Raw genomic sequence first — 17121 nt, forward strand, 5'->3', positions numbered from 1 at the left:
AAAGGCAGGACGAGGGATATACAGCCGTTCTGACAGTGAGACAGATCACACTTCCCTGACCGTTCCTCCTACGTTAAACCTATGTAAAAAACCCTTTTATTTCAGCAATTTCATAAAGTTAATTGCCCTATAGCACATTTTTGCATAAATAAGATTGCCATTTGACCTGTGTGTGGATTCCCGATAACGTGGAAATCCGCTGGAAGCTTTCTGGATGAGCAGCCTGCTCATCATATTTATGCAGTAATTGAGATTCCCTCTGAAGCAAGTCCTCAAACTTGTTTGACCTGTGCGAAAAGGATAAAGAGGGCGAATGCGAGGTAAGCGTATGCACGCAAACCCCGTCGCCATGCTCTTGGTGTGCCCGTGCGCAACGGTTCAGATGGGAATCCCGCAGAGCCTGGGGAGGTTCACTCATATGTTGTACGATAAATCTCTTGAGAGGGATAACTGTGGTTTCGGCCTGATCGCCCACATAGAAGGCGAACCTAGCCACAAGGTAGTGCGTACCGCCATACACGCACTGGCCCGCATGCAGCACCGTGGCGCAATTCTTGCCGATGGAAAAACCGGCGATGGTTGCGGTCTGCTGTTACAAAAACCGGATCGCTTTTTCCGCATCGTGGCGCAAGAGCGCGGCTGGCGTTTAGCCAAAAATTACGCCGTCGGCATGATCTTTTTAAATAAAGACGCTGAACTGGCGGCAGCCTCTCGTCGCATAGTCGAAGAAGAATTACAGCAGGAGACCCTGTCGATTGTCGGCTGGCGCGACGTGCCGACCAACGAAGGTGTTCTCGGTGAAATCGCTCTATCCTCCCTGCCTCGTATTGAGCAAATTTTCGTTAACGCCCCTGCGGGTTGGCGCCCACGTGATATGGAACGCCGCCTGTTCATCGCCCGCCGTCGTATTGAAAAACGCCTCCTGCAAGATAAAGACTTCTACGTCTGTAGCCTGTCGAATCTGGTGAACATTTATAAAGGTCTGTGTATGCCGGCGGATCTGCCGCGCTTTTACCTGGACCTCGCGGACCTGCGTCTGGAATCGGCCATCTGCCTGTTCCACCAGCGCTTCTCCACCAACACCGTGCCGCGCTGGCCGCTGGCGCAGCCGTTCCGCTACCTGGCGCACAATGGCGAAATCAACACCATCACAGGTAACCGCCAGTGGGCGCGCGCCCGTACCTATAAATTCCAGACGCCACTGATCCCTGACCTGCATGACGCGGCGCCGTTCGTCAACGAAACAGGATCTGACTCCAGCTCCATGGATAACATGCTGGAGCTGCTGCTGGCGGGCGGGATGGACATCATCCGCGCCATGCGCTTACTGGTGCCGCCGGCCTGGCAGAACAACCCGGATATGGATCCGGAGCTACGCGCGTTCTTTGACTTCAACTCTATGCACATGGAACCGTGGGACGGCCCGGCGGGCATCGTCATGTCCGATGGTCGCTTTGCCGCCTGTAACCTCGATCGTAACGGCCTGCGCCCGGCGCGCTACGTCATCACCAAAGACAAGCTGATTACCTGCGCCTCTGAAGTCGGGATCTGGGATTATCAGCCGGATGAAGTGGTGGAAAAAGGCCGCGTCGGCCCTGGCGAGCTGATGGTTATCGACACCCGCAGCGGCCGCATTCTGCACTCAGCGGAAACCGATAATGACCTGAAAAGCCGCCACCCCTACAAAGAGTGGATGGAGAAAAACGTTCGTCGCCTGGTGCCGTTCGAAGAGCTGGCTGACGATCAGGTCGGCAGCCGCGAGCTGGACGATGATACCCTCGCCAGCTACCAGAAACAGTTTAACTACAGCGCCGAAGAGCTGGATTCCGTCATTCGCGTGCTCGGTGAAAACGGCCAGGAAGCGGTCGGCTCAATGGGTGACGATACCCCGTTTGCCGTGCTGTCCAGCCAGCCGCGCATCATTTATGACTACTTCCGCCAGCAGTTCGCGCAGGTGACTAACCCGCCGATCGACCCGCTGCGTGAAGCGCACGTTATGTCACTGGCCACCAGCATCGGTCGCGAAATGAACGTCTTCTGCGAAGCCGAAGGTCAGGCACACCGTCTGAGCTTTAAATCGCCGATCCTGCTGTACTCCGATTTCACCCAGCTCACCACCATGAAAGAGGAGCATTATCGCGCTGACCGGCTGGATATCACCTTTGATGTGACCGAAACCACGCTTGAAGAGACCGTCAAAGCCTTGTGCGATAAGGCGGAACAGATGGTACGTAACGGCACGGTACTGCTGGTGCTCTCTGACCGTAACATCGCGAAAAACCGCTTGCCGGTTCCGGCACCGATGGCCGTGGGCGCAGTGCAAACGCGTCTGGTAGAACAAAGCCTGCGTTGCGACGCCAACATCATCGTTGAAACGGCGAGCGCGCGTGACCCGCACCACTTCGCGGTGCTGCTCGGCTTCGGTGCGACGGCCATTTATCCGTATCTGGCCTATGAAACGCTGGGGCGTCTGATCGACACTCAGGCGATTGCCAAAGATTACCGGACCGTGATGCTGAACTACCGTAACGGCATCAACAAAGGTCTGTACAAGATCATGTCCAAAATGGGCATCTCAACCATCGCCTCTTACCGCTGCTCGAAGCTGTTTGAAGCCGTTGGTCTGCACGATGATGTCGTGGCGCTGTGCTTCCAGGGCGTAGTCAGCCGCATCAGCGGCGCAGCTTTTACCGACTTCCAGCAGGATCTGCTAAACCTCTCGAAACATGCCTGGCTGGCTCGGAAACCGATTAGCCAGGGCGGTTTGCTGAAGTACGTCCACGGCGGCGAATACCACGCTTACAACCCGGACGTGGTACGCACGCTGCAACAGGCTGTACAAAGCGGCGAATACAGCGACTATCAGGAATATGCCAAGCTGGTCAATGAGCGTCCGGCGGCCACGCTGCGCGATCTGCTGGCGATTACGCCTGGCGATGAAGCCGTGAGCATTGACGAGGTAGAGCCCGCGAGCGAATTATTTAAACGCTTTGATACCGCAGCCATGTCTATCGGCGCATTAAGCCCGGAAGCACATGAGGCGCTGGCGGAAGCGATGAACAGCATCGGCGGTAACTCTAACTCCGGCGAAGGCGGCGAAGATCCTGCGCGTTATGGCACCAACAAGGTATCGCGTATTAAGCAGGTGGCTTCCGGTCGCTTTGGCGTAACCCCGGCGTACCTGGTCAACGCCGACGTCATTCAGATTAAAGTCGCTCAGGGCGCGAAGCCGGGCGAAGGCGGTCAGTTACCGGGTGATAAAGTTACCCCGTACATCGCCAAACTGCGCTATTCGGTGCCGGGGGTGACGCTGATCTCCCCGCCGCCGCACCACGATATCTACTCTATCGAGGACTTAGCGCAGCTGATTTTCGACCTTAAACAGGTTAACCCGAAAGCGATGATCTCGGTGAAGCTGGTGTCCGAACCGGGTGTCGGCACCATCGCTACCGGCGTGGCAAAAGCCTATGCGGATCTGATCACCATCGCCGGCTACGACGGCGGCACCGGCGCAAGCCCGCTCTCCTCTGTGAAATATGCGGGCTGCCCATGGGAGCTGGGTCTGGTGGAAACCCAGCAGGCGTTGGTCGCCAACGGTCTGCGTCATAAGATTCGTCTGCAGGTCGATGGCGGCCTGAAAACCGGCGTGGATATCATTAAAGCGGCGATTCTTGGCGCGGAAAGCTTTGGTTTCGGCACCGGCCCAATGGTCGCGCTGGGCTGTAAATACCTGCGTATTTGCCATCTGAATAACTGCGCAACCGGCGTGGCAACTCAGGACGACAAACTGCGTAAGAACCACTATCACGGTCTGCCGTTCAAAGTGACCAACTACTTTGAATTTATCGCCCGCGAAGTGCGCGAGCTGATGGCCGAGCTGGGCGTGAAACGTCTGGTGGATCTGATTGGTCGTACCGACCTGCTCAAAGAACTGGAAGGGTTTACCGCCAAACAGCAGAAGCTGGAGCTGTCGCGTCTGCTGGAAACCGCCGAGCCGCATCCTGGTAAGGCGTTGTTCTGCACCGAGAACAACCCGCCGTTTGATAACGGCGTGCTGAACGCACAGCTACTGCAACAGGCAAAACCGTATGTCGACGAGCGCCAGAGCAAAACCTTCTGGTTCGATATCCGCAACACCGACCGTTCCGTCGGCGCGTCGCTGTCTGGCTATATTGCCCAAACCCACGGCGATCAGGGCCTGGCATCTGACCCGATTAAAGCGCACTTCAACGGTACTGCAGGCCAGAGCTTTGGCGTGTGGAACGCGGGCGGCGTGGAGCTGTATCTGACCGGCGATGCCAACGACTATGTCGGCAAAGGTATGGCGGGCGGCCTTATCGCGATTCGTCCGCCAATAGGTTCCGCATTCCTCAGTCATAAAGCGAGCATCATCGGTAATACCTGCCTGTACGGCGCCACCGGCGGTCGTCTGTTTGCGGCAGGTCGTGCGGGCGAGCGCTTTGCGGTGCGTAACTCCGGCGCAATCACCGTGGTGGAAGGTATCGGCGACAACGGCTGCGAATACATGACCGGCGGCATCGTCTGTATTCTCGGCAAAACGGGCGTTAACTTCGGGGCAGGTATGACGGGCGGATTCGCCTACGTACTGGATGAAGATGGCGATTTCCGCAAGCGCGTGAACCCGGAACTGGTGGAAGTGCTGGACGTTGATTCTCTGGCCATTCACGAGGAACACCTGCGCGGTCTGATTACCGAGCACGTACAACATACCGGCTCTTCACGCGGCGAAGAGATCCTGGCTAACTGGCCAGCATTCTCAGCGAAATTCGCGCTGGTAAAACCAAAATCCAGTGATGTGAAAGCACTGTTGGGTCACCGTAGTCGTAGCGCAGCAGAGCTGCGTGTGCAGGCGCAGTAAGGGGTAGCAGCAATGAGTCAGAACGTATACCAATTTATCGACCTGCAGCGCGTTGATCCGCCTAAGAAACCGCTGAAGATCCGTAAGATCGAGTTTATCGAGATCTACGAGCCTTTTTCTGAAGGCCAGGCGAAAGCGCAGGCGGATCGCTGCCTGTCCTGCGGCAACCCGTACTGCGAGTGGAAATGCCCGGTGCATAACTACATCCCAAACTGGCTGAAGCTGGCCAACGAGGGGCGTATTTTTGAAGCGGCTGAGCTGTCACACCAGACCAACACCCTGCCGGAAGTTTGCGGCCGCGTCTGCCCGCAGGATCGTCTGTGTGAAGGATCCTGTACCCTGAATGACGAGTTCGGCGCGGTGACCATCGGTAACATCGAGCGCTATATCAACGATAAAGCGTTCGAAATGGGCTGGCGCCCGGATATGACCGGTGTGCGCCAGACGGACAAACGCGTGGCGATTATCGGTGCGGGGCCGGCGGGCCTGGCCTGCGCTGATGTGCTAACCCGCAACGGCGTGAAGGCAGTGGTGTTTGATCGTCATCCGGAGATCGGTGGTCTGCTGACCTTCGGCATTCCGGCTTTCAAGCTGGAGAAAGAGGTCATGACCCGCCGCCGTGAAATCTTCACCGGCATGGGTATTGAGTTCAAACTCAACGTGGAAGTGGGCCGTGACGTCCAGCTCGACGACCTGCTGAAGGATTACGACGCGGTATTCCTTGGCGTAGGTACCTATCAGTCGATGCGCGGCGGACTGGAGAACGAAGACGCTTCCGGCGTATTCGACGCCCTGCCATTCCTGATCGCTAATACCAAACAGTTGATGGGCTTTGGCGAAAGCAGCGACGAGCCGTACATCAGCATGGAAGGCAAACGCGTCGTCGTTCTCGGCGGTGGCGATACGGCAATGGACTGCGTGCGCACCTCGGTTCGCCAGAACGCAGCACACGTAATCTGCGCCTATCGCCGCGACGAAGAGAACATGCCAGGTTCCAAGCGCGAAGTGAAAAACGCGCGTGAAGAAGGCGTGGAATTCCAGTTCAACGTCCAGCCGTTAGGCGTGGAAGTGAATGCCAACGGTAAAGTATGCGGCGTGAAAATGGCACGTACCGAAATGGGCGAACCGGATGCGAAGGGTCGTCGCCGCGCGGAGATCGTCGCCGGTTCCGAGCACGTTGTACCGGCGGATGCGGTGGTACTGGCGTTTGGTTTCCGTCCGCACAGTATGGAATGGCTGGCAAAACACAGCGTCGAACTGGATTCTCAGGGCCGGATTATCGCCCCTGAGCGCAGTGACATCGCCTTTCAGACCAGCAACCCGAAAATCTTCGCCGGTGGCGATATCGTGCGCGGTTCTGATCTGGTGGTCACCGCGATTGCCGAAGGTCGTAAAGCGGCTGACGGGATTCTGAATTATCTGGAAGTGTAACTCTTCGGGCTCCCCTGCCACAGCCTGACGCTGATGGATGGGGAGCTAATATTTTTCCGCTTACATGGTCAGCTTACTGGTATTACTCACAGACGAACTCATTCGTTCGCAAACCATGCTCGAAACTCAACTCACACACGGTGGTTCACTGACGACGGAGAAAAATTAGCGAAACCATTAACCCCATGAATAATCATCAAGAAAACATCACACGAAAACGTTTGCTTTATTCTGAGAACTGTATATTATGCGGCGGATTTTTTGGGCAAAATTCATGGAGGCGTTGTGTCGCAGGACAACAATTATAGCCAGGGCCCCGTCCCTCTGGCGGCGCGAAAAGGCGTGATACCACTAACGTTTGTTATGTTGGGGCTCACATTTTTTTCCGCCAGTATGTGGACCGGTGGCACACTCGGTACCGGTCTTTCTTATAATGATTTTTTCCTCGCAGTTCTCTTCGGTAATCTTCTCCTCGGTATTTACACTGCATTTCTCGGTTTCATCGGCGCAAAAACCGGACTCTCCACCCCCCTCCTTGCTCGTTACTCATTTGGCGTGAAGGGTTCCTGGCTTCCTTCACTGCTATTAGGCGGCACCCAGGTAGGCTGGTTTGGCGTGGGTGTGGCCATGTTTGCCATCCCGGTTGGCAAAGCGACGGGGATTGACGTCAATATCCTGATTGCGGTTTCCGGCCTGCTGATGACGATGACTATCTTTTTTGGCATCTCGGCACTGACCATTTTATCTATCATCGCCGTGCCCGCCATCGTCATTCTTGGCAGCTACTCCGTCTGGCTTGCGGTGAGCGATGTCGGCGGTTTAGACCATTTAAAAGCGATTGCGCCGCAAACGCCGCTTAATTTCTCCACCGCTCTGGCGCTGGTGGTAGGCTCGTTTGTCAGCGCCGGGACGTTAACTGCTGACTTCGTTCGCTTTGGCCGCAATGCCAAAGGCGCGGTGCTGATTGCCATGGTCGCTTTTTTCCTTGGCAACTCGTTGATGTTTATCTTCGGTGCGGCGGGCGCTGCTGCAGTCGGACAAGCAGATATTTCTGACGTGATGATAGCCCAGGGCCTGCTGCTGCCAGCAATTGTGGTGCTCGGCCTGAATATCTGGACCACTAATGACAATGCGCTGTACGCATCGGGTCTGGGATTTGCCAATATTACCGGCCTTTCCAGCCGTACGCTGTCGGTGGCTAACGGCATTATCGGCACACTGTGCGCGCTGTGGCTTTACAATAACTTTGTTGGCTGGCTAACATTTCTGTCGGCAGCGATTCCGCCGATTGGCGGGGTGATTATCGCCGACTATCTGCTGAACCATCGCCGATATGCCGATTTCAGCAAAGCACGATTTATGACCGTCAACTGGATAGCTATTTTGTCCGTTGCGCTGGGCATCGCCGCCGGTCACTATATTCCCGGTATTGTGCCAGTCAACGCCGTACTCGGCGGCGTATTCAGCTATATCCTGCTGAATCCACTTTTCAATCGCAGCCTTGCTAAATCACCAGAGGTCAGCCATGCAGAACAATAACATCACCATCCGTCAGGCGCGTTTACAGGGACGCGAAGGATTATGGCAGCTCACGATTGAAAACGGGCGCTTCAGCCGGATTGAGCCTCAGGACGCAGCTCCATTGCCGCAGGGCGAAGTACTTGATGCCGAGGGTGGTCTGGCAATCCCACCGTTCGTTGAGCCACATATCCATCTGGATACCACGCAAACCGCGGGTGAGCCGAGCTGGAACCAGTCTGGTACGTTGTTTGAGGGTATTGAACGCTGGGCCGAGCGTAAGGCAATGCTGACTCACGAAGACGTAAAAGCGCGCGCGATGCAAACCCTGAAATGGCAGATGGCTAATGGCATCCAGTATGTCCGTACCCACGTTGACGTTTCCGATCCTACGCTAACGGCTTTGAAAGCCATGCTGGAAGTGAAGCAAGAGGTCGCGCCGTGGGTAGAGCTGCAAATTGTCGCATTCCCGCAAGAAGGTATTCTGTCTTATCCCAACGGTGAAGCGCTGTTAGAGGAAGCCGTGCGTTTGGGGGCCGATGTCATCGGCGCGATTCCCCACTTTGAATTTACGCGTGAATATGGCGTGGAGTCGCTGCACAAAATCTTCGCCCTGGCGCAAAAATACGACCGACTTATCGATGTGCACTGCGACGAAATTGACGATGAGCAATCACGCTTTGTTGAAACCGTCGCGGCGCTGGCGCATCGCTACAATATGGGCGAGCGCGTGACTGCCAGTCATACCACGGCAATGCACTCCTATAACGGCGCATATGCTTCCCGTCTTTTCCGCCTGTTGAAAATGTCCGGCATTAACTTTGTCGCCAATCCACTGGTGAATATTCACCTGCAAGGACGCTTTGACACTTATCCTAAACGCCGCGGCGTCACGCGCGTCAAAGAGATGCTGGAATCGGAGATCAACGTCTGCTTCGGTCATGATGACGTCTTCGATCCGTGGTATCCATTAGGCACGGCAAATATGTTACAGGTGCTGCATATGGGGTTACACGTGTGCCAGCTAATGGGATACGGACAGATAAATGATGGACTGAATCTGATCACTACCCACAGCGCGAAAACCCTGCACCTGCAGGACTATGGCCTGAGCGTGGGGAACACCGCGAATCTGGTGATTTTACCGGCTGAAAATGGATTTGACGCGGTTCGTCGCCAGACGTCTGCGCGATATTCTATTCGTCATGGGCGAGTCATAGCCGAGACAGTCCCCAGCCAAACCACGCTGCACTTGACGCAGCCGGAAGCGGTGACGTTTAAGCGCTAAATTGTTATATCCCGTGTCGGATGGCGCCAACCTTGTCATCCGACACCGTCTCTCTCATCGTCAGGCGTGTAACAAGCTGGCGCGCACCTTAATCACGACTTTTTTGATTTCCCCTGGGTCCCCCACTGCACAACCCGGTTTATGCGGTTCACCCGGCATAAAAATTGCGAATCTTCCCGGCTTTAAGGTGAGCGCCTGCTCATCGGCAATGTGATTGCACAGTTGATAATCGTCCTCAGCATGTATCTCTTCGCACTGGCGAGCAGAATCGGTCATCCCGAACAGAATGCGTTCTTCACCGGACAACAGCACCTGAATATCAATGTACTGCTGATGCAGCTCCGCTTTCTTTTGCTCTGGGCTCTGCGTGACGAACTGCATGACGTTCATAAAAATATTATCGCCCTGCAGCTCATAGCATCCTGGTACTTTCTCCTGCGGCCTTGCCGCAACGGCCAGCGTTAGCGCTTCCTGCAATACCGGATGTAATCCGGAAGAAGGCAGTGAACGCAGCTCATCGGTCATCATCATTATTCTCCCCGGGCCAACAGCGCAGCCCCCAATAATCCAGCGTCATGACGGTAATGCGCTGCCAGTAATTCCACGTGATAGGCCGCTGGCTCTTGTGCCAGATAATGTTCCACCAGCGCCAGATACCCTTCAGCCAGCCCAACGCTGCCGCCAATGACCATGCACTGGCAATCGGTCATGGCCTTCACATCAGCGACAAGCCTTGCCAATGTTCGCGCTGAGCGATGGATCAACTGGCTTGCCTGCTCATCACCCTGCCCGGCACGGCTAAAAATAGTTTTGGCGTCGCATCCGGCAAGCGCGCCTTCAGCAGCCGCCGCGATCCCACGACCAGATGCGATCGCTTCAACGCAGCCCACACGCCCGCAGCCACACACGGGTCCATGCGGATCGGCCAGCGTATGTCCCAGATGCCCGGCCAGACCGCCGACTCCGGTCAGCAGTTTCCCAGCACTCACTACCCCGCCGCCCACGCCGGTGGAAACAGTAATAAACACCATATCGCGATACTCGCCGCCAAGCGCATGATACTCAGCCCACGCCGCGGCCTGCGCATCATTGACCGCCAGCGTCGGCAAACCGGTGAGATCTTTTAGCGTTTGCCGCAGCGGAAAATGCAGCAACCCGCCGAGGTTATGCGGATTCAGCGCCAGCAGAGAACCCTCACGGATAATCCCCGTCGAGGCGATCGCCACCCGCTTCGCCTGCTCTTGTAGTGGCGCAATCAGTGCCTGTAACGCGGCGCGCAGCGCATCCGGCGTTTTGCTGGCAGGCGTTGGCAATTCACGCCGTTCGCGGATTTGCAGACTGCTGTCCACCAGCGCGGCAGCCAGTTTGGTGCCGCCAATATCAATCGCCAGCGTAGTCATGACGCAGCCTTCTGCATCGCGGTGATAAGCTTTTTATCCCACAGCTCAAATAACGACATCGTTCTTCCCTTTCGCTAGTTGCCCGGTTTAGCGCCGGGCAACCCGATTAACTTTTGGATTTCACCATGGTGCTTTTGTCACCGCCGAACGGCACGGCCCCGCTAAATGGCCGACCATCGATGGCATCATGCGTGCGTAACGCCTCAGGGCGCAGCCAGCGCTGTACGCGGGACGGCATATCGAGACCAATCAGCAGGATCACCACAAATGTCAGGCCGAAGGAGAGCGATCCCAGCGCAGTACCCAGATCCAGACGTTGTGCAATCAACGCGCCGATGATCGGCGCCAGTGCCCCGCCCAGCGCCCCAACGTTGTAGGTGAAGCCCAGACCCGCAGCACGCTGGTCGGTATCGAAATAGCCGCCGATTAATTTCGGTAAGATCCCGGAGATCCCCTGACCGAGCATTTGCTGGAAAAACAGCAGCAAACCGAGTACCCAGACGTTAGAACCACCGATCGCAAACACCGGAATAATCAGCAACTGCGAGGCCAAAAGACTGCAGACATAGGCTTTACGGGTACCCAGCCAGTCGCCAAGAAACCCACCGACGCAGCAACCGACCGCCGCGCCAAAGCCGCTAAAGAAGAGCACTCTGGCAACCGTTGAGGGGTCATACATGAGTTCGGTTTTCAGATACGTGGGCAGCAGCGCCTGAATCGGCCACGAGTAAAGGAAAGCGAACAGCACGACGACCATCAGCATGACGCCCGTGGGCCAACGCTTACCGCTGCTTTGCACCATAAAGCTAATGAAGATAAATGCGCATATCAGTCCGAGAATCGCCACGATAGCCGCATTTTGCAGATTGCCCGCAAAGCAGAACCACAACGCGGTTGCGGCGGCGAGAGTCATCAGAATATTGATAACCCGATGTTCGCCCCGGTAGAGAATGTCCACCATCGTCCGCACCGGCGCTTTGCCTTCGTGTTTCTCTTTCCAGTCTTCCGCTTCCGGAATATTTTTACGCAGCCAGAGGGCGAAGATAATCGGCAGAATGCCGATAAAAAACAGCGCGCGCCATCCCCAGACCGGGACCACCAGGCTGTAAACCTGGGCGGCGACCACGGCACCAACGGAGAAACCGGAGATCAGGAAACCACTGGCTTTGTTACGCAGGTGTTTAGGCCAGCTTTCAATGACATAGGTGGCGCTGGAGCCATACTCGCCGGCCATCCCCATCCCAATAACCAGGCGGGCGATAAACATGGTGGTGTAACCCGGCGCGAAGCCGCAAGCCAGCGTCCCTACAGAGAACAGTATGATGCTGGTAACCATCGCCAGGCGGCGTCCGTAACGGTCGCCCATGGCTCCCAACATTAACCCGCCAAACCAGCGGGAGATAAAGGCGGCTGAGATCAAACTGGCAGCCTGCACCGTCGTCAGACCGAATTCGCCTTGTACTTCCGTCAGCACAAGGGCGATTAACACAAAATCAAAACCATCAAGTAAATATCCCAGCCAGGCGGCGGAAAATGCCCGCCATTGCGCCCGATTGAGATGGCGATACCACGGGATGCTCTGGGTAGAAGTACTCATTTTACTCTCCCGACGATTTTTGTTGTTGTGCCGGATAGCGGCTTTGCCTTATCCGGCCTACGGTCGAAAATCCAGGCCGGGCGAGCGAAGCGCCCCCGGCGACCCGCGATTACGCCTTTTCCGCCAGCAGTTGGTTAGCCAGCGCTTTCAGTTCCGGCAGATAGCGTTCATCTACCGGGGCAAACGGCTTACGACACAGCGGAACAGAAACTACGTCCATATAGTGCAGTACCGTTTTCAGGCCACGGAACACGCCAACCTTAATGAGCAGATCGATAACCTTATTGCATTCAGTTTGCAGCTTTTGTGCCGTCCGGATATCGCCTTCTTTGAGCGCTTTCACAATTCCCTGATAACGCCATCCCATGATGTTGTAAGTGCTACCGATACCGCCATCTGCGCCCGCCAGCAAACCAGAAGCGAAAATCTCGTCATAACCGTTATAAAGCACCAGATCGGGATGAGCGCGGCGGATCTGTTCCATCTGATAGAGATCGCCGGAAGTTTGCTTCAGCGCGCCAACGCCAGGTAGCGTCACCAGCGTGTTGATCTGATCCAGCGTCAGTTTTACGCCGCTCAGCGCCGGGATGTTATAGACCACCATCGGCAATCCATTCGCTGAATCAATAATTGCGCGGTAATGATCGCAGTGCTCTTCGAAGCTGAACGGATAGTAAAACGGCGTGACGGCTGAAACCGCATCAAAGCCGTAGCGATACGCGGCGCTCGCCAGCTGCTGGCTCTCTTCGGTGCTCACCGTGCCAACGTGGGCGATAAGCGTCACCTTGCCTTTCGCTTCTTCGGCAACAATTTCCAGCACCTGCTCTCTTTCAACGCGATGTTGGACAAAGGCCTCGCCCGTAGAGCCACCGACATAGAGCCCATCAATACCCTGGCCAATGTTGAAACGCACCAGCCGGCGCAGGCTCTCAACATCCAGCCGCTGTTGGTTATCGAATGGGGTTAACAACGCTGGCATTACGCCTTTTAGATCTCTTGCCATAACTACCTCTGTCGATGATTAGTGTTATCTGACTGCATACCTTTATACCTGTTATACCAGATCAAATAAGCAGCAATACAATACAGAACGCTTATAGTGCGATCTGCTTCACTAAACTCTTCATCCTTCGAGCCGCCTCTGCGTTGGCTGCGTTCGCTCCCCCCGGTCACATAGTTATCTATGCTCCAGGGGACTCGCTCTCTTGCCGCCTTGATGCAACTTGAATGATTTTGAGTTTAAACGATCGTCAGGATCGCGATCACTTACGCAATTTTTTATTTTTGCTGAAGGCGTGCCAGGTTGCGGAAACGCTGTTGAGGTGTTCTTGCAGTGCGCGGTCAGCTTCTTCAGGATCGCGCTGGCGAATTGCGTCGACAATGGCGATATGCTGCTGATAACTCACGTTGTTGTGCTCATACAACTCTTGATCGGCAACGGTTGGGCGGGCAGCAATCAGCCAGTCTAACAGCGCAACATGGATAGCCATAAAGATGGGATTGCCCGGAATCTCCGCCAGCACGCGGTGAAAATCAACGTCCGAGCGAATGAACAGCGTATTGTCATCCAGCGACTGGCTGTTGATCTCCAGTGCTTTCGCCAGTCTGTCGATTTGCTCGTCAGTAGCATGTTCTGCGGCATATCGTACCAGGCTGGATTCAAAGAACAGTCGCAACTGCTCGAAGTGGGCTATGCCGCCGGGATGCGCGAGGAAATCTTTGGCCATACCGGAGAGCTCGCTGATAATGGTATCAGCCGAAGGACGCGAAACGCGGGCGCGCTCGCCGTTGTTGATTTGTACCAGGCCTTTGCGTTTTAACGCTGCCAGCGCTTCTCGTACAGAAGGACGGCCCACGTTAAAGAAGGCCATCAGCTCCCGCTCAGACGGCAGTTGTTCCCCCTCGCCAAATTCCCGACGACGGATCATCTGCTCCAGTTCTTCTTCAACCATCTCAGACAGTTTTTTACGCGCCAGCGGGCGATTGCGTAAGCTACGGCCAATGGTGGATGGAGAGTCTTCAGCTTGCGAATCAAATGCGTTCATAGGGTCCATTCAGCTAAGTCGTGGTGACAAACAACAGCGGGTTTATCCTAACACAGGATCGAAAGCAGGGTGAAATGATGGTCATCCAGACAGTCTGGCTTATGAATAATATATTTAATATTATATTTCGCTTAAACATGCTGATTATCTTTAATTAAACAAGACCATATCAGCTTCGTGAAATTTATGAATATGAACGTGATAATTTATCATAACCCACTATTTTATAACAAAAAATAAATTAACCATTGCATTAAAAATAAGATACCCACTCCATAAAAAGTGCCCAGAAAAATATAACATCCATTTTGACAACAGCATTATTACCGGATTTATCATCTTCCCTGGCATGGAGTGAAACAATGTTCGGCATTATTATCTCTGTCATCGTTTTATTAACGATGGGTTACTTGATCCTCAAAAACTACAAACCCCAGGTCGTGCTGGCCGCAGCCGGGATCTTCCTGATGATCTGCGGCGTCTGGCTGGGTTACGGCGCGCTGGTCGCTGACGATAAAAGTAGCGGCTATCTCCTGGTCGATATTTACAACGAAATTCTGCGTATGCTCTCAAATCGGGCGGCAGGGCTGGGGTTATCCATCATGGCGGTGGGCGGTTATGCCCGTTATATGGACAGGATGGGGGCCAGCAGAGCGATGGTTAGCCTGTTAAGCCGACCGCTGAAGCTAATCCGTTCCCCCTATGTCGTGCTGGCCGCCACCTATGTGATTGGTCAGATCATGGCGCAGTTCATTACCAGCGCTTCCGGGTTAGGCATGCTGCTGATGGTGACGCTTTTCCCAACGCTGGTCAGTCTTGGCGTGAGTCGATTATCCGCGGTTGCGGTCATTGCTACCTCGATGTCGATTGAATGGGGCATTCTGGAAACCAACTCTATTTTTGCCGCGCAGGTCGCGGGCATGAAAATCGCCACCTACTTCTTCCATTATCAGCTCCCCGTCGCCTCATGCGTTATTGTCGCTGTCGCCATTGCGCATTTTTTCGTACAGCGCCGATTCGATAAAAAAACGTTACCGGAAAACAACGGGTTCGCTGAGCAAAAGACGCTGGAAGATGTGCCCCCGCTGTATTACGCCATTTTACCGGTGATGCCGCTGATCCTGATGCTGGGTTCACTGTTGCTGGCACATATGGGATTAATGCAGGCAGAGCTGAATCTGGTGGTGGTGATGCTCATGAGCATGACGCTGACCATGTTTGTCGAATTCCTGCATAAACATAATCTGCGCGAAACAATGGATGATGTGCAGGCTTTTTTTGACGGCATGGGGACGCAGTTTGCCAACGTTGTCACACTGGTGGTCGCCGGTGAGATCTTTGCCAAAGGGTTGACGACTATCGGCACAGTGGACGCCGTGATTAAAGGCGCGGAACACTCCGGCCTTGGCGGCATCGGCGTGATGATCATCATGGCCGTGGTCATCGCCGCCTGCGCGATCGTCATGGGATCAGGCAACGCACCGTTTATGTCTTTTGCCAGCCTGATCCCGGATATTGCCGCCGGGCTGCATATTCCGGCAGTGGTGATGATTATGCCGATGCATTTTGCCACTACGCTGGCCCGCGCGGTATCACCCATTACCGCGGTGATTGTCGTAACTTCAGGGATTGCCGGCGTGTCGCCCTTTGAGGTGGTAAAGCGCACCGCTATTCCGATGGCAGTAGGATTTGTGGTGAATATGATAGTCACCATCGCGCTGTTTTATTGATTGCGGAGCCAGAAAACAGAACAGGCCCGAAAGGGCCTGTTTTTTATTTCACTATTTACTTCACTACGCGTAGCGCTGGGCGCCCGCCGCGAGGCGGCGGCGGAGTGTCATCCGGATCGTTGTCGTCGCTGTTGTCAGGCTTATCGCCATCAATAACCGACATAACCGTTTCACTCTCAAAACCAGACGCTTCGTTGTCGTCATCATTTAAGCTGGCGACATCTTCGTCGTAGGCGGCTTCCGGTTCAAACATCGTACCGGCGCCGTTTTCACGAGCATAAATAGCCAGAACCGCAGCCAGCGGGACGGAAACCTGACGCGGCACACCACCGAAGCGCGCGTTAAAGCGTACTTCGTCGTTTGCCAGTTCCAGGTTCCCCACCGCGCGCGGTGCAATATTCAGAACTATTTGCCCGTCACGTGCGTATTCCATCGGAACCTGCACGTCCTGGAGCGTCACATCCACCACCAGATGCGGCGTGAGCTGGTTGTCTAACAACCACTCATAGAATGCGCGCAGCAGATACGGACGGCGTGGTGTTAGCTGTGGCAAATCCATACAGGTTAACCCCGGCCCAGACGCATTTCACGTTCAGGCTCAGTCAGAGAAGCCAGGAAAGAATCACGTTCAAAGACGCGAGTCATATAACCTTTCAGTTCTTTCGAACCGGCACCGTTGAATTCAATACCCAACTGCGGTAAACGCCACAGCAGCGGCGCCAGGTAGCAGTCTACCAGGCTGAACTCATCGCTCAGGAAGTAAGGTTTCTGACCGAATACTGGCGCAATTGCCAGTAGCTCTTCGCGCAGGCGCTTACGCGCGACCTCGGCTTCAGAAGCGGAACCGTTCACGATGACGTTCATCAGCGTGTACCAGTCTTTTTCGATACGCTGCATGTACAGGCGGCTTTCACCACGCGCAACCGGGTAAACCGGCATCAGCGGCGGATGCGGGAAGCGCTCATCCAGGTATTCCATAATGATGCGAGATTCCCACAGGGTCAGCTCACGATCCACCAGTGTCGGTACGCTCTGATTCGGGTTGAGGTCGATCAGATCCTGAGGTGGATTGTCCTTCTCCACGTGCTCAATCTCGAAACTAACACCTTTTTCAGCCAGCACGATGCGGACCTGATGGCTATAGATGTCAGTAGGACCAGAAAACAGCGTCATTACCGAACGTTTGTTGGCAGCGACAGCCATGAAAACCTCCAGGTATATTCAGAATTTTTA

Annotated in this window: 12 protein-coding genes and 1 pseudogene; 6 read left to right on the top strand and 7 right to left on the bottom strand. The window is 54.9% G+C overall.

Features of this window, described 5'->3' with window-relative positions:
* The first annotated feature begins 418 nt into the window (after positions 1 to 418).
* From gltB to FOB24_RS22510, 5 genes and pseudogenes are all read left to right on the top strand, one after another.
* Positions 419 to 4879: a glutamate synthase large subunit gene (gene gltB, locus FOB24_RS22495; RefSeq protein ID WP_137347345.1), complete on the top strand. Its 4461-nt coding sequence runs from the start codon at positions 419 to 421 to the stop codon at positions 4877 to 4879.
* A 12-nt stretch (positions 4880 to 4891) separates the two neighbouring features.
* Complete coding sequence (locus tag FOB24_RS22500) at positions 4892 to 6310, top strand: glutamate synthase small subunit (protein ID WP_038634296.1); 1419 nt, start codon at positions 4892 to 4894, stop codon at positions 6308 to 6310.
* Positions 6311 to 6392: 82 nt separating this feature from the next.
* Positions 6393 to 6479 (top strand): annotated as a pseudogene (locus FOB24_RS24500) (hypothetical protein); the annotation flags it as partial.
* Between the two features lie 116 nt (positions 6480 to 6595).
* Positions 6596 to 7849, top strand: a complete 1254-nt coding sequence (gene codB, locus FOB24_RS22505; RefSeq protein WP_150345487.1) for a cytosine permease — start codon at positions 6596 to 6598, stop codon at positions 7847 to 7849.
* The gene (locus FOB24_RS22510; protein ID WP_085048635.1) at positions 7836 to 9116 is read left to right on the top strand and encodes a cytosine deaminase; all 1281 of its coding nucleotides are present in this window, start codon (positions 7836 to 7838) and stop codon (positions 9114 to 9116) included. Before codB ends, FOB24_RS22510 begins: the two co-directional genes overlap by 14 nt.
* 60 nt (positions 9117 to 9176) lie before the next feature.
* On the opposite strand, the gene nanQ is transcribed toward FOB24_RS22510, so the two are convergent.
* From nanQ to nanR, 5 genes are all read right to left on the bottom strand, one after another.
* Positions 9177 to 9644, bottom strand: a complete 468-nt coding sequence (gene nanQ / locus FOB24_RS22515) for an N-acetylneuraminate anomerase (RefSeq protein ID WP_038642896.1) — start codon at positions 9642 to 9644, stop codon at positions 9177 to 9179.
* Between the two features lie 2 nt (positions 9645 to 9646).
* A complete protein-coding gene (gene nanK, locus FOB24_RS22520) occupies positions 9647 to 10516 on the bottom strand; it encodes an N-acetylmannosamine kinase (RefSeq protein WP_087856902.1) in 870 nt (289 codons plus the stop codon).
* A 106-nt stretch (positions 10517 to 10622) separates the two neighbouring features.
* Positions 10623 to 12113, bottom strand: a complete 1491-nt coding sequence (nanT, locus tag FOB24_RS22525; RefSeq protein ID WP_038634306.1) for a sialic acid transporter NanT — start codon at positions 12111 to 12113, stop codon at positions 10623 to 10625.
* Between the two features lie 109 nt (positions 12114 to 12222).
* Positions 12223 to 13116: an N-acetylneuraminate lyase gene (gene nanA / locus FOB24_RS22530; RefSeq protein WP_085048633.1), complete on the bottom strand. Its 894-nt coding sequence runs from the start codon at positions 13114 to 13116 to the stop codon at positions 12223 to 12225.
* 259 nt (positions 13117 to 13375) lie between these two features.
* Complete coding sequence (gene nanR, locus FOB24_RS22535; protein WP_038634311.1) at positions 13376 to 14167, bottom strand: transcriptional regulator NanR; 792 nt, start codon at positions 14165 to 14167, stop codon at positions 13376 to 13378.
* 353 nt (positions 14168 to 14520) lie between these two features.
* Here nanR and dcuC point away from each other — a divergent pair, with 353 nt between their 5' ends.
* A complete protein-coding gene (dcuC, locus tag FOB24_RS22540) occupies positions 14521 to 15888 on the top strand; it encodes an anaerobic C4-dicarboxylate transporter DcuC (protein WP_085048632.1) in 1368 nt (455 codons plus the stop codon).
* Positions 15889 to 15943: 55 nt separating this feature from the next.
* On the opposite strand, the gene sspB is transcribed toward dcuC, so the two are convergent.
* Positions 15944 to 16447 carry a ClpXP protease specificity-enhancing factor gene (gene sspB, locus FOB24_RS22545; protein ID WP_038634317.1) on the bottom strand — a complete coding sequence of 168 codons (504 nt, stop codon included), beginning with the start codon at positions 16445 to 16447 and terminating at the stop codon, positions 15944 to 15946.
* A gap of 5 nt (positions 16448 to 16452) precedes the next feature.
* Positions 16453 to 17091, bottom strand: coding sequence for a stringent starvation protein SspA (gene sspA / locus FOB24_RS22550; protein ID WP_003025132.1), 639 nt, complete (start codon positions 17089 to 17091; stop codon positions 16453 to 16455).
* Between the last annotated feature and the right edge of the window lie 30 nt (positions 17092 to 17121).

Source organism: Citrobacter werkmanii (assembly GCF_008693645.1).
GTDB classification, from domain to species: domain Bacteria; phylum Pseudomonadota; class Gammaproteobacteria; order Enterobacterales; family Enterobacteriaceae; genus Citrobacter; species Citrobacter werkmanii.